General features: G+C 41.3%; 15 protein-coding genes. All 15 read left to right on the top strand.

Annotated features, from left to right (window positions below):
* The first annotated feature begins 185 nt into the window (after positions 1–185).
* The gene (recQ, locus tag M3636_RS11715; protein ID WP_128100854.1) at positions 186–2,066 is read left to right on the top strand and encodes a DNA helicase RecQ; all 1,881 of its coding nucleotides are present in this window, start codon (positions 186–188) and stop codon (positions 2,064–2,066) included.
* 462 nt (positions 2,067–2,528) lie between these two features.
* Complete coding sequence (locus M3636_RS11720; RefSeq protein WP_251382631.1) at positions 2,529–2,669, top strand: hypothetical protein; 141 nt, start codon at positions 2,529–2,531, stop codon at positions 2,667–2,669.
* 107 nt (positions 2,670–2,776) lie between these two features.
* Positions 2,777–4,822 carry a B12-binding domain-containing radical SAM protein gene (locus tag M3636_RS11725; RefSeq protein WP_251382632.1) on the top strand — a complete coding sequence of 682 codons (2,046 nt, stop codon included), beginning with the start codon at positions 2,777–2,779 and terminating at the stop codon, positions 4,820–4,822.
* A gap of 257 nt (positions 4,823–5,079) precedes the next feature.
* Complete coding sequence (locus tag M3636_RS11730; protein WP_251382633.1) at positions 5,080–5,409, top strand: hypothetical protein; 330 nt, start codon at positions 5,080–5,082, stop codon at positions 5,407–5,409.
* A gap of 12 nt (positions 5,410–5,421) precedes the next feature.
* Positions 5,422–6,195, top strand: a complete 774-nt coding sequence (locus M3636_RS11735) for a tyrosine-type recombinase/integrase (protein ID WP_353056294.1) — start codon at positions 5,422–5,424, stop codon at positions 6,193–6,195.
* Positions 6,196–6,380: 185 nt separating this feature from the next.
* Positions 6,381–7,382, top strand: coding sequence for a serine hydrolase domain-containing protein (locus M3636_RS11740; RefSeq protein WP_251382634.1), 1,002 nt, complete (start codon positions 6,381–6,383; stop codon positions 7,380–7,382).
* A gap of 210 nt (positions 7,383–7,592) precedes the next feature.
* Complete coding sequence (locus tag M3636_RS11745) at positions 7,593–8,498, top strand: hypothetical protein (RefSeq protein ID WP_251382635.1); 906 nt, start codon at positions 7,593–7,595, stop codon at positions 8,496–8,498.
* 180 nt (positions 8,499–8,678) lie between these two features.
* Complete coding sequence (locus M3636_RS11750) at positions 8,679–9,257, top strand: HNH endonuclease (RefSeq protein WP_251382636.1); 579 nt, start codon at positions 8,679–8,681, stop codon at positions 9,255–9,257.
* Between the two features lie 180 nt (positions 9,258–9,437).
* Positions 9,438–9,818 carry a hypothetical protein gene (locus tag M3636_RS11755; protein ID WP_251382637.1) on the top strand — a complete coding sequence of 127 codons (381 nt, stop codon included), beginning with the start codon at positions 9,438–9,440 and terminating at the stop codon, positions 9,816–9,818.
* Positions 9,819–10,006: 188 nt separating this feature from the next.
* Positions 10,007–10,759 (top strand): PD-(D/E)XK nuclease domain-containing protein, encoded by a 753-nt coding sequence (locus M3636_RS11760; RefSeq protein ID WP_251382638.1) that lies wholly within the window; start codon positions 10,007–10,009, stop codon positions 10,757–10,759.
* Between the two features lie 188 nt (positions 10,760–10,947).
* Positions 10,948–11,397 (top strand): hypothetical protein, encoded by a 450-nt coding sequence (locus M3636_RS11765; protein ID WP_251382639.1) that lies wholly within the window; start codon positions 10,948–10,950, stop codon positions 11,395–11,397.
* A gap of 215 nt (positions 11,398–11,612) precedes the next feature.
* On the top strand, positions 11,613–12,317 hold the full coding sequence (locus M3636_RS11770; protein ID WP_251382640.1) for a hypothetical protein: 705 nt from the start codon (positions 11,613–11,615) through the stop codon (positions 12,315–12,317).
* A gap of 282 nt (positions 12,318–12,599) precedes the next feature.
* Positions 12,600–13,241: a hypothetical protein gene (locus M3636_RS11775; RefSeq protein WP_251382641.1), complete on the top strand. Its 642-nt coding sequence runs from the start codon at positions 12,600–12,602 to the stop codon at positions 13,239–13,241.
* A gap of 109 nt (positions 13,242–13,350) precedes the next feature.
* Positions 13,351–13,818 (top strand): YxiJ-like family protein, encoded by a 468-nt coding sequence (locus M3636_RS11780; protein WP_251382642.1) that lies wholly within the window; start codon positions 13,351–13,353, stop codon positions 13,816–13,818.
* A gap of 150 nt (positions 13,819–13,968) precedes the next feature.
* Positions 13,969–14,847 carry a hypothetical protein gene (locus M3636_RS11785; protein WP_251382643.1) on the top strand — a complete coding sequence of 293 codons (879 nt, stop codon included), beginning with the start codon at positions 13,969–13,971 and terminating at the stop codon, positions 14,845–14,847.
* Positions 14,848–14,960 lie beyond the last annotated feature (113 nt).

The raw sequence follows: 14,960 nt of genomic DNA on the forward strand, positions 1-14,960 counted from the left end.
GAAAACGCGGTTGCTCATTCGGGTCTGTCCCGTTAAACTAAAGGGAGCGGCGTTTTGCTTGACGGACAAGTCATGAGAACGCCATTTTGTTGTCAAGGATACGGCAATGGTGCCGTGTTCGGATGTCAGAATCGGATCGGACCAAGCTGGTGGAGGAACACCGGTGACAAGTAAGGAGTCTTTACATGAGTGTGCAAGCACCTACTTTAGAAGAAGCGCAGGGTCTCCTGCAAAAATATTATGGTTACCCCGACTTCCGCGAGGGTCAGAAAAAAATCGTATCCAGCCTGCTCGAATATGAGGATACGCTGGGCATTATGCCAACCGGGGGCGGTAAGTCGATCTGTTACCAGATTCCCGCTCTGTTATATCCGGGGCTAACGCTTGTCGTTTCCCCGCTCATCTCACTGATGAAAGATCAGGTCGATGCGCTGACGACCGCGGGCATTGCCGCCGCTTATATCAATAGTACGTTAAGCGGCAAAGAAGTGAATGATCGCATCCGCGCAGCGCAGCGCGGTGATCTGAAGTTGCTCTACGTCGCGCCGGAGCGACTGGAGCTGGATTGGTTCCGCGATGAGATGGCGCAGTTGCCCATCTCGTGCGTAGCTGTGGATGAGGCGCACTGTGTGTCACAGTGGGGCCATGATTTTCGGACAAGCTATCTGGCGGTAGCGCCGTTTGTGGATAGTTTGCCGGAGCGGCCGGTGGTTGCGGCCTTTACGGCGACGGCAACGCCCGAGGTCATGGGCGATATTCTGCGGCTGCTGCGTTTGCAGGATCCGCAGACATACGTGACCGGACTTGGGCGGGATAATCTGGCGTTTAGCGTGCTGCGCGGCGAGAGCAAGAAGGATTTTGTGTTGAACTACGCGCGCGAGCACGAGAGTGAGCCAGGTATTATATATGCCGCGACCCGTAAGGACGTGGATGATCTGCATCAACGTTTATTGCATGCAGGCTTGCCCGCAGGACGTTATCATGCAGGTATGACAGACGATGAACGTGCTCAGAGTCAGGAGCAGTTTTTGTACGATGATATCCGCGTGATGGTGGCAACGAATGCCTTCGGGATGGGGATCGATAAGTCCAACGTGCGTTACGTACTGCATTACAGCATGCCGAAAAATATGGAGGCATATGTGCAGGAAGCGGGTCGTGCCGGACGGGACGGGGAGCCGAGTCAGTGCATATTGTTATTCGGGGCACAGGATATTATCACCCAGAAGTTCCTGATTGAACAGAACCCGATGGAGGGTGACCGGAAACAAAACGATTACCGGAAGCTGCAACAGATGGTGGATTACTGTTATACAACACGTTGTCTGCGCAGTGCACAGTTGGACTACTTCGGTGAGGTGCATGAGGACAAGCCTTGCGGCATCTGCAGTTCCTGTACGGATGATCGCGAACTGGTAGATATGACGATTGATGCACAGAAAATTTTCAGTTGCATCCATCGTATGCGTGAACGGTATGGTGTATCTCTGGTTGCTTCGGTGCTCAAAGGCTCCCGTGCCAAAAAAGTGTTGGATTACGGCTTCGATTCCTTGCCGACATACGGTGTAATGGGCAATCGCACGGAGCGTGAAATTGCAGAGATCATCAACGTTATGGTATCCGAGGGTTATCTGATGCTGTCCGAGGGGCAGTATCCGGTAGTGCGTTTGCAGCCTTTGGCGGTGGAAGTGCTCAAAGGTCAGCGTGAAGTCATGCAGCGGGTGGTGCGCAAGACGGCTGCAACAGCTTCGGGTACCAACTATGGTGGACGTCGTGGACGTGATGCGATGCCATCTGCGGTTAACGAAACGGTATTTGAGCAACTGCGCTTAATCCGGCGTGATCTGGCGGCGAAGGAACATGTGCCGTCCTACATCATCTTCAATGATGCAACGCTTCGAGAGATGAGTGTGGTATGTCCGAAGACGGAACGTGACATGCTGACTATTAAAGGGGTCGGTGAGGTTAAGTATCGTAAGTATGGATTACCGTTCCTAGAATTCTTCCAGAAACAATCGGGCGAAGAGGTTGATACGGATGATGATGCCTTTTACGAGTATGAGTAAGGTGCTGGGTTGGTAATGAACACTGCTTGAGTTGCTGGAGCGATAAATGAATACTCTTTGTATTGCTCCGGTGGATAAATGAGTAATCAAGAGAATGCAACAGTTCTAAGTAAGAGTAAGAGTAAGAGTAAGAGTATGGGTATGAGTATGATCTATGAGTCCTGATGAAGTAATCGAGCGTATGAGTGTATGATATTGGTATTAGAGTTTGGAAATCAGGTTTGGTATTTGGATTTTGTATTTAAGTTGGTTGTTTTTTGATTCTAGTCTCTGAGTGATGGACAAATGGTGAAAGATTGTCTTTCATAAGGTGGACATTGGCGATTGAGAGAGTGAACCCGTAGGTGTACAATATGTAGGTTTATTCTTTGTTGTGTGGTCTATATGTTGTAGTTGGATGAGGCTGAGAGAAGGGTGTCTTTTTAAAAAGTGTGTCCACTCTTTGAAAGACAAAATCCAGATATGTCCATGAGGTGTGGAATATTTGCCTACGGAAGCTGGGGTATATGTATAATTAGTCGTGCAAGTGCAAGTGCAAGTGCAAGTGCAAGTGCAAGTGCAAGTGCAAGTGCAAGTGCAAGTGCAAGTGCAACGCAGGTGTAGATAGCGGTACAGGTTTATTCTATGAGAAGGCATGGGCTTGGATGGCTGTGGAGCTTTACTTTTCCCAAAAAAATATGGTCTGGGTGTCCAGGCAAAGGTTGTGAACCATGAAGGTTATTCTTTCTACATTAAATGCAAAGTATATCCATACCTCGCTGGCTTTGCGGTGTCTTAAGGCGTACAGTGAGAAGGATTTTGATATTGATATCGCCGAGTATACGATTAAAGACCCGGTCATGAATATTGTATCTGATCTGTACCAGCGTGGTGCGGACGTGATTGGGTTCTCGTGTTACATCTGGAACATTGAAGAGACGATTAAGGTCATTGATAATCTGAAAAAGGTTATGCCTGACGTGAAAATTTTGCTGGGCGGGCCGGAAGTGTCTTATGACACGGAATATTGGATGAACCGGATTCCTAATGTGGATTTCATCGTCATGGGTGAAGGCGAAGAGACGCTGCATCAGCTGTTGACGGAGCTTACGAGCAGTAAGAAGTTCCACTTTGTATACGGACTGGCTTATCGCAAAGGGGAAGAGGTCATTCTCATGCCAGGACGCCCGAAGGCGGATCTGAACGATCTGCCGTCACCGCATCGATTTGAAGAGGATATCCCGGATCTCGGGAAACGGGTTGTTTATTTTGAAACGAGTCGTGGTTGTCCATTCAGCTGTCAGTTCTGTCTATCCAGTATTGAGGTCGGCGTGCGGTATTACGATATCGAGCGGACGAAGTCGGACATTCTGTACCTGATTGAGAAGGGTGCGAAGCTGATCAAGTTTGTGGATCGAACGTTCAACATTAAGCGGGATTACGCGCTGGAGATGTTCAAATTCCTGATTGAGAATCATCAGGGGACGGTGTTTCAGTTTGAAATTACCGCTGACATCATGCGCCCTGAGGTACTCGATTATCTTGCAGAGAATGCGCCGCCAGGTACGTTCCGCTTCGAAATTGGGGTACAGTCCACGAATGATCCAACGAATGAACTGGTGAAACGTCGTCAGAACTTTACCAAGCTGAGCCGTACGGTGAACAAGGTCAAAGCCAGTGGCAAAATCGACCAGCATCTCGATCTTATCGCAGGACTACCGGAGGAAGATTACAATACGTTCCGTAAGACGTTTAACGATGTATTCGCTCTGGGGCCTGAAGAGCTCCAGCTCGGATTCCTCAAAATGCTGCGCGGTACTGGTCTACGTCTGGATGCAGAGAAGTACAACTATACGTATATGGATCATGCGCCGTATGAGATTCTGGGCAGTGATGTGTTGCCGTTCAGCGACATCGTGCGCTTGAAGCGTCTGGAGGATGTGCTGGAGAAATACTGGAATGCACACCGGATGGATCATACGCTGAAGTATCTGATGGAGCAGGAGTTCAACTCGCCGTTTGATTTCTTCCAAGCGTTCGGGGATTACTGGGAAGGGCAGGGCTGGCAGAAGATTGGTCACCAATTGGAGGATCTGTTCACCCGCCTGCACAGCTTCCTAGAGTCGCGGAATACGCCGCATATGGATATTGTGCTCGGTCTGATGAAGCTGGACTACTTCCTCGGTCACAAGTACAAGCCACGCAAAATCTGGTGGGATGACGTACTCCAGAAAGACCAGTGGGCGGGTTACATGAAAACGCTGGCTGAACGTCCAGAAGACGTTCGTCTGCCACGTGTTGCCGGTGCCGCAGGCTCGGCATGGCTGGAAAGCAGCGGCACGGGTGCGAGTGCCGCTGTGGGAAGTTCGGCTGCTGCCGGGGAAGACTCTGCCGCAGATGCGGCGGGTGTGATCGGCAGTGATGGCGAGGATGTTGCGGCGCTTGCAACGCGCGACGCTGGGGGTGTGTCCGCCGCGGATGGAGCGGCGGACGGGGTTGACGGCAACGCTTCGCGTGCGTTGCCAATGACCTCGGCCATGACCGCACAGACGGTCATGGGTGCCCGTGATTTCGCCGACCTTGGTCTCGGCGAAAAGGAACTGCAGAAGCACGCCGTATTGGACGTGCTTCCGTTCCGGCTTGAGCGGGTGCTTGCTGGCGCTAGCCCGCTTGCCGCGAAAGGCCGGACGCTGCTGGTCGTTGTGTACCAGCAGCATGAAGGGCAGCAGGCGCAGTATTACACGCTGCCGCTGGGAGAAGAAGCCGCTGCGATGTAGGCTGCAGCGGCATGGGATAGCACCGCGATCATTGACGCGGTGCATCTCCATGAGGTGCTGCCCATTCGGGCGCAGCACCTCACCCTTACGCGGCTTGCCATTGCACAAGCCGCGCTCCGCTCTACCTTTTATAACAGCATATATGTTCCGAAAGCATCGGAAGGTCGTCTGACTCCCTAGGGGAGGAAGAAGGGCCTTCCTTTTTGTTTTTCGAATGATAGCAAAAGCAGAATTCATCCAATCTAAGGAGGTTTCCTATGAGTGAGCATGCTACGACCAAAGAGACGATTACGATATCAAAAGGTTCTGCTGAGGTACTGCACATTTATATCCCGTATAACATTGCACATATTGAGCGGATTCGTCGGATCACGGGCAGAGCGTGGCAAGCGCAAGAAAAAGTGTGGGTCATCCCCTACACCACATCCGCTATACAGGAGTTCATGAATCAATTTGATCCAGTAGATGTTCAGATTGCCCCAGAGTTGTGGGTGGAGAGTGAGGATTTACAGCAATGGAAAGCTAGCAAAGAGAGCAGTGCATGGAGCAAAGAACCATTACAGAAGGCATTAACATTACGAGGATAGAGCCGCAAAACAATCAAAGCCTATTGTAATCAGATCGAACGGTTTCTCAGTAGCTGCGAACTGGAAAGTACAGCTGTGATTACTTCAGTAGTTCAGACGTATTGTTTAGATTTGCTTGAGCGAGGGATCTCCCATTCCAGTGTGAACCAGACGATCAGCGCGATTCGCTTCTATTGCAAACATGTACTCCATCATCCTACAGAGATCCAGTATATTCGTCCCAAGAAGCAGACCAAGTTGCCCCAAGTATTGTCTGAAAAAGAAGTGGCTCGATTACTCACATCCGTAACTAATCTCAAGCATAAAACGATTCTGTTTCTCACGTATTCGTCTGGTCTTCGTGTAGGTGAAGTCGTTCGTCTACGTTGTAGCGATCTGGATATTGAGCGCCAGACCCTTATTGTAAGGCAGGGAAAAGGTCAGAAGGATCGAAGAACGCTACTCTCCAATCTAGCTTGGGAAATTGTGCAGGAATACATCACCGAGTATAAACCCCATCGATGGTTGTTTCCGGGACAATCTTCGGATCGGCACCTGACCGAGCGTAGTGTGCAAAAGGTTTTTGAGGAAGCCAGACTACGCGCAGGTATTGTGAAAAAGGTTAGTATTCATATCTTACGACACTCTTTCGCCACGCATCTACTGGAAAATGGAACAGACCTGCGCTATATCCAAGAGCTGCTTGGTCACACAAGTGCACGAACAACCCAGCGATATACGCATGTGAGTACCAAGAATATTCAACGAATTCAGAGCCCGCTGGATCGTATGGATCTGGGAGATTGAGTGTTACTATAAATCTACCTTTTTCGCCAAATTCTTCTTCGCAAATACCAGTGCTTGGGGTATCATATACGTAGTCAGATATCAGCCAGGACATGTGGTATTTACGAAGTACATAAATTAGATGTTAGGCGAAACCGCGAAGAGCATATTTAAAATACACTACAATATCCGAAAGTGGTGATATATTGGATAGTCTATCAACTGCATTATATGACTACTTGGAGAATAAATTCCAGAAGGAAGAATTTAGTGGTTCTGTCTTGGTAACAAAGAACAACGAAAAGATATTCAGCGCGGGAGTAGGACTAGCAAATAGAGAGCATTTAATTAAATGCACCCCCGAGACTAAATTCCGAATTGGTTCAATAACAAAGCAGTTCACCTCAATGGCTATAATGATGCTGTTAGAGCAGAGGTTTCTGAACGAGAGGGATAAATTAATAAAATTCTTCCCGAACTATATCTTTGGTGAAAGTGTAACGATTCATCATCTGTTAACCCACACATCAGGAATCCCTAATATTACTCAACTTCAAGATTTTAATAAATTAATGACGGAATTTACACCACTAAATCTAACCACAGAGTTAATAATGAAGCTTCCATTAGATTTTCAGCCCGGCTCTCAATTCAGGTACTCAAATTCGGGTTATTTACTATTAGCTCAACTGATCCAGGTTGTAACAGGACAGACTTATGCAGAATTCCTGACGAAGAATATATTTTGCCCATTATTAATGAATAGTACAGGGTCGGATAATTATAGGGAGATCATTTCACAAAGAGCATCCGGCTACGAGATGGATAATACAAGAGGGTTTGTTAATTCCGCCTTTATTGATATGTCTATTGCAACTGGTGGGGGTGACCTACTATCTACCACAGAAGATCTATATAAATGGGATCGTTCTTTGTATTTTAACAAGCTAGTTACAAGTGACGGAATGCAGCGACTATTCACTGATTATGGATTTGGTTACGGTTATGGTTGGTTTATAAAAGATGAGCTGATTAATAAGAGACCCAGTAAGAGTGTCTTCCACGGAGGTGGAATTGTAGGGTTTAAAAACAAAATAACAAGATACCTTGATGACCAAGTTTCTATTATCGTTTTAAATAATCTTTCGACCACGGACGTAGACGATATTTCTAATAACATTACTAACCTAATTTATCAAAAATCTTAAATTCGTGTGGGTAACTCAAAGCAGCCTCGCCTAACACCACATTCACGCTTCGGGCATTCGCCCTCGGTCCGCGAGAAGTATTTTCGAAGAAGAAGATCCAGCGGACAATCCTGCACCGGCTAAGATAGTAGCTAACTAAGCCGGTGAGGATTCGTGAATGCGAGAGATGTTATCAGAAACCGGCCAAAGAAAAGAGGCTAAATAATTCAAATGAGAAAATCTCCAAAGAAGAAATTAAAAGAAATCTTAATGCAAAAAAATGCAGGTGTTTGTTGCGTATGTAAGAAAAGAGGGCAGGGACTTCACTTTCATCACATTGATGGTAATAACTCTAATACAGTTGAAGGCAATTTAGCTGTTCTATGCGTAAGAGATCATGATTTTCATCATAGACCACAGGTATATGATGAACCAAATCATACTGAGTTAACAGAATCCGAAATTCGAGATTTTAAAATATCTTGGGAAGCTTTTGTTTATGAAGCTTCCCAAGATGATACAAAAGTGCTTGCGGTATTAAATGCTTATGGAGATTATGATAAGATTCACTCTCTAAGACTAATCTTTCAATGGGAAAACGAGAAAGTTGAATTTGAACGTGTTTATCACTTGCTAGATGGACCAATGGATAAATTAATCGATAAAGCTCTAGAGGAAATATCATGGTTAGGTAAAGACATTAAATTAGTATTAATTGATAATCCTTTAGAAATTGAATATTGTCCATGTTGTAATAATAGTTATAGCAACACTATTAATAGTGGTTTTATTAAGAAGTTAAACAGTGGATCTTGGGAACAGGATTCGATTTGCACAATCTACATCAATCCTGAACAACCATCATTAGCTATAACTATGTTTTTACAGAATGAAATGATCTATTCTGGAAGTTTACACCATTGTAAGAATCAAAAGCTTCATTTTGTCTGTGATAATTTTGAGGAATCTATAGTTATCGATTCAGTACCAAGTGTTAGAACACAAGCTACAAAATTAATTGAAAAGATAATAAGAGATTGGGAACCAGGGCAAATATTTATTGGTACAGGTGATCCTGATAAACCCCAAATAATAAATGGAATGATTTTACCCCGCTGCTGGGAACGTAAGAAGTAAACATTTAATGACTGAAGGTATATTCTAAAGTAGTGCCGACATCTGATAACATAATATTCACGCGGCGGACATTCGTCCTTGGTCCGGCATTCGCCGGACACCCGACATGCGTCGGGTCGTGAATACAGGAACGTTAGGCAAATTATTGCATTCAAATAATGAAAGGAATGATAGTTGAAGATGGGAATGCCTTCAAAATCAAAGATATTTGAATATTGGATGAATTGGTTAGCTGAGAAGGGAATTGATTGGGGAGAGCCGTGTTGTTGGGCATGTGGAAGGTTTTGGGAGGATAAATATGATATAAAGAAATCTAATGCAACTAGGGAAGAGATAATAAAGAATTGGGATAATGTCCCTTTACAAAGATGTCATATTATTGCCAAGCAATTTGACGGTACTGACGAACCCTCAAATTTATTTTTAATGTGCAGGGATTGTCATGATAAAGCTCCGAATACTAGATCGGTAGAAGCATTCTTAATATGGACAGAAAAGCAAAATTGGTATGAGAATTTTAGAGATGAAGTAATGAAGGAAATGAAAAATTTTGGACTTGAAGACAGGGTTGAAGAGCTGAACGAATTAATTGCAAATAGAGAGATAAAGGGTAAAATCATTGGAAACTTGGGGATACATATGAATCAGAATGGAAAAGGTGCTCAAATAACCATCTCAACATATATTTCAGCGTTATATGAATATCTAAAAGAACAAGACAAATTGAAAGTCTCCCAAGAAGGCAATAACCTCGCCTAACATAATATTCACGCTGCGGACATTCATCCTTGGCCCGGCATTCGCCGGACACCCGACATACGTCGAGTCGTGAATACAGAAACGTTAGGAGAAATGCCGAAGTCAAAAAATGAGTATTAATAGAGAACCCTTACACAAATAAAAAAGATTTTATAAAAAACTACTAAAGGGATTAATTTAATGAAAAATTTAGAGAAAATTATCTGGATAGAAGCAGAACAATGGGCGAAAGGACAATGGGATAATGATGATGTAAATACTGATGTAATTGTAGTCTTTTCAAATCGAATGAAGTGGAGTGCAAGTTTTTTTACATATAAGAACATACAAACATTAAGAGAAAAGAATAGAAAAACCGGAGAATGTATGAATGGGGGGTATTTCTGTTCTAGTGATATGGTTCTAATTGATATTGGAAGTAAAGAAAGGATCTATGAAGTAGTAAATTTCTTAATTGAAACAGATGAATTTGAAACTGTGTTTACTAGGTATCCTGATGTTGAATTAATGGACGATGAATATTACCCTGAAGGATTCTTTATAAAAAATGAGGAATTATAAAATCTACTATTGTCGTGGGTAATTCAGGCAGCACTTCTCCTAACATAATATTCAAGCTGCGGCTTCTATAGAGCCTTGGTCTGCTGGATGCATTTCAAAGAGGAATTTCAGCAGACAACCCTTGGGGGTTCATGAATACAGGAACGTTATCAGAAATCCTATTAAACAATTAAATGAGAGGAGAATTTATGGGGCATTTAACAATAGCAGAAGTGAAAGAAATAAAAACACTTATTATGCAAGCTAGGAGTCTTGAGAAAACAATTGATGACATATTGAGCAGAGATGGTATGGAAGCTAATAAGTATACTTCATTTAAATCAATGGCTCATATCTATAATGATATAGCTACAAGATCTGCAACAGTAATGAAAATTGGGAACTTCTACAAAATGAATACTGAAGAAATGAAGGGGTGGGCAGATACACTTTGGCCAACAGCAAAAAGCATTTTAGAAACTGTTCTGATAAGCACACGTATCCTGATTTCCTCATTAGAAAGCAATATTGACTTTGTAGAAGAAGAAGTAGATAACATTGAGAGCTTTATTAAAACAAAATTAAGAAGTGTACTTTATGAAATTCCACAAAAAGAGAAGGAAGTTCAGAATGCTATAGAAAACTTATTTGTTGGAAAAGGTTTCAATAAAGCTATTGATTATGATAGAGAGACAGGGAAATTTAATTTCTCAGGTAGGGAATACATACCTGATTTTATTCTGCCCAAACTTAGAATGTGTATAGAAGTAAAATTGTTAAAAGATGTTGCTAAGAAATCCAAGATAATTGAAGAGATTAATGCTGACATAACTGCATACTTGAAAGAGTATGAAAATGTTCTTTTTGTAGTTTATGATCTTGGTGTTATACGAGATGAATTGGAATTCTGTAGAGACATTGAAAGTAATGAAGGCATAAAAATAATAATAGTAAAACATTAATGGATGCGTATTCTTAGGAGAATAGGACATCTGATAACATAATATTCAAGCAGCGGCTCCGTTGGAGCCTAGGTCTGGAGGAGGGATTTCGAAGAGGAATTTCAGCAGACAACCCCGTTGGGGTTCATGAATAAAGAAACGTTATCCGAAACACCTGGAAAAATATAAAAATAATGAGGTTGAAATCATTGGAGATATTAAAACATTCTCGAAGAATAAAAGAACTACTAGATTTGAAAGAAGATTTAGTAATACTTATTGGTGATTCAGGAAGACAGTACATTGAACAGCATAAGAAGGACAACAAACCACAAAACGGTGCATATACTTACTGGAATAACACAATTGCAATAATTGATGAAAAACTCGTAGGAACATTAGCTCACGAAATGCGACATGCATATCAATACGAAAACAAAGAACGATACGGTTATAAATTTTCTAGAAAAACACAAGTAATTGTTAATTGGCGAGAAGTAGTAAAATATATCGCTTCAGCAAAAGAAAGGGATGCAAATCTGTTTGCTTTAAAATATTTAATAAAGAACACAAAAAATTACTTGCATATTCTTAAATATATATTTAAATGTCTTGATGGTTATTTTTCATTGTGTGTTGTTAAATGCCTAAAACTATAAAACAATAAAAGGGTTTTGGATATTTCAATGATGTCAGGTGCATCGGATAACAATATATTCACGCTGCGGGCATACGCCCTTGGTCCGACTGATGAATTTCATGGAAGTAGATTCAGCCGGACATACTTGGCATTCGCCAAGCGTCGTGAATACAGGAACGTTATGTGTAATTCTTGCAGAGATCATTTAAAACTATTAAAGATAGGATGAGTACTTTGTCTAGTATTTTAACTCCGTATTTAACACATCCATTAGAGCGAGAATTTGAAGCTTGGGTCGTATCCAATATTCAAGATTACTATAAGAAAATCAATATCGATATACAAATTTGTGCAGTTAGTCCTTTTTTAGAAAATAGTTGGCCAGCGGATGAAGTGATTTATCATGAAGGGAAACTAATTGGACTTCAATTTAAACAAGCTCATTTAACTTTAACTACTTCAAAAGTAATTGACTATTCAAGATTAAATTGGGATATACGAAATCCGGCGGGGCAATATGAATTAATTCAAAAACATCCTGAGATCTATTATGCTCTTCCTACTTTTGTGAATAGAAAGTGGAAGGATGATGCACTACATCATTGCATTTTTTGGAGACCAGATGATGTTAAAAAATATAATGCTTGGTATAACAATCCAAGTGCAACAGATAAAAAGTCATACAAGAACATTAGATCGCATCCAAATTCTTTTAGGTGGGGAGAGTTTGTTGAGCGTATTTCTAATTGTGAAATAGGGAAGATTCAAGATAAAATAAGCCTCAATGATTATTTAATAAATTTGAAGAAAAGGATTAAAGAACAACATAAAACAGATAGAAAATCGAATGATATCTCAAATAAAAGACCTGAAAATGAAGTTAATGAACAAATGAATCATGAGGTCTTATATTTAATCCATATTCCTATGAAAAGCTAATTTGATTTTAAGATGTCAAAATGAGTTTTTGTAACTCAAAGAAGGCAATAACTACGCATAACAATATATTCACGCTTCGTGCCATTTGGCCCTCGGTCCGGCCGGAGCTCGAGGCATTTCGGAGAGGTATTTCAGTATTCAGGGAAGTAGCGCAGCAGGACACATCCGCACCACCTAACCGCATCGCGGCCGCCACTTCTTGGCTTAAGGTGGTGGGTCGTCGTGAATACAACAACGTTAGGCGAAACTTCGTAGTAGCTAATAATAAAGAGGAGTACATTAATGGAGTATGCTATTATCCGCATGAACGAGGTTTTTCCAAGTGATAATGATGTTGCTAAGTGGGTAGTTGGATTGGCAGTCATACATAATGATTTTCTCTTTCTAAAGAAGAAGTTATTCAAATCTTCAGACGTGCTTTCGGACTTGATTTCAGAAGCACCATCTATCCTTAAAATTCTCACTGCTTCCCTAAGAGAGGCTATTTTCTATCTAGAGGAGTCTGAAAAATTAGCAGAAATAAGGACATATATTAATTCTTTACCCGAGCAGTTAATCCAGATGTATCTGGCTCTTAAACTTCTATTTAGAAACGGTGCAAAGGCAGATTTATTGCAAAAATTAACAAACGCAAGAAACATAACTTATCATTACTCCAAACCTCAAAGGAACGAACTATCAGAAGCATTAGAAGCGTTGAGCAATGAAATTATATTTTACGAAGAGAACGACCAAAGGTTCTTGTTTGCAGAGCACGTAAGGAATACAATTTTATTAAATTCATTGTTTTCGTCTAATGAAATCAGATTAGGACAAGAGTTGCCCATATCAGAATTAATAATAAGTATTAAAGAATCTATAGAGACCTTCATTGATTCTTCTAACAAGGTAAGTAGATACTACTTGGAAGATTTTTGTAAGTGATTCAATGCAGCATCGCCTAACATAATATTCAAGCAACGGCTCCTTTGGAGCCTTGGTCTGCAGGGCGGATTTCGAAGAGGAATTTCGGCAGACAACCCCTTCGGGGGTCATGAATACAGAAACGTTATCTGAAATAACACAAGAAATAAAAGCTTTGATTATAAAGGAGGATTCATTGAAGAAAAAACTTGAAGAAGTTATAGAATTATATCAGCAGTGCCAGCACGGTGGAGAATCGTTGTATCAAGATTTCAAAGATTTACAATACGATTTTGCCGAAGAGTTTAGAAAGCATGTTCCACAAGAAATAATTTATGCGGATTTTAGTACATATACCGCATTCACCTATGGACTATCTTCTGGAGGTATAATCAAAAAACTTGAAGATCCATTAGAACGATACAAAACAAGAGAATGGCTTAATAAATCGTTTTTTGAATGGTTTCCCAAATACAGATTTATTCAAAGGTATAAATTAAGTGAATACAAAACATTAGATAAAGAATTAATGATGATTAATGAATTAAGAAGAAAGTTGATTGAATTGATTGACTTGAAAGGCAAAGAGCGATTTTGAATGCAGCTCAAGAGAAGTGTTACTTCAGATAACATAATATTCAAGCTGCGGGCATTCGCCCTTGATCCGGCAGTCGCCGGATACCCGACGTGCGTCGGGTCGTGAATACAGGAACGTTATCGGAAATTAATATAAAAGGAGAATTTAAAAATGCATGGTGAAGATTTAACAGCGAAGATAGAAAAATTCATTTTATCTACCGGTTATCCTTTTGAACAAAGAGTAGCGCACCTATTAAGAGAACACGGTTGGGTTGTTTTTAGTTCAGTAGAGTACATCGTTCCTCCTGATCAACAAAGAGAACTAGATATTTTGTGTTATAAAATCATTAATCGTAGAAGAATAGAATTAAGAATATCGTGTAAACAATCGAGCGATAAGCACTGGATCTTTTTCACTGAAAAAAACAGGTATTTGAAGTCTGGTTCAGCTTTAAAATTCACCCCAGTTCAAATCGAAAACTATACAACATATCGTACTTTACCGGAAAAATTGAAAAGTCTTCTTTTATATCAATACGATAGACACGTCACGAATTTCACAGCTTTCTCAGAGAAAAAACAGCACGAAGCACGACTAGTTATTAAGGATGGATTATTGTCAGTCATTAATAGTGTATATCATCGAATCTTCCCCGCAGAATTAATATACGATGAAAGAGGAACGATTTATTTTTTCATTACTTTGTTCAATGGCTTAATGTTTGAGTCTTATTACGATCCAGAAAGTGATAATAACATTGTTCAAGATATTGAATATACGCAATGGAAGACGGAGTATAAATCTAATTCGCATTTTGAAGAAATATTGAAATATGATGGGACTTATGTTCCATATCATGAAGTTTTACGAAATTTCTCAGAACGTTTTACAGTCGAAGTAATGAAATGGAGCTTTTTTGAAAGGTATTTAAATCACATAGAAACAATTTTTACAGAACTTGAAGAGGAGACAATTAGTATTTTCGGTAAACCATATGAGAAAGAATTTTTTCCGAATCGTATTATAGGTAAACCACTTACAAGATGATTCTATGAAGAAATTAACTTCCGATAACAATATATTCAAGCTTCGGGCATACGCCCTTGGTCCGGCATTCGCCGGACACCCGACATGCGTCGGGTCGTGAATACAGGAACGTT

This window comes from Paenibacillus sp. MER 99-2, assembly GCF_023714095.1.
Classification (GTDB): domain Bacteria; phylum Bacillota; class Bacilli; order Paenibacillales; family Paenibacillaceae; genus Paenibacillus.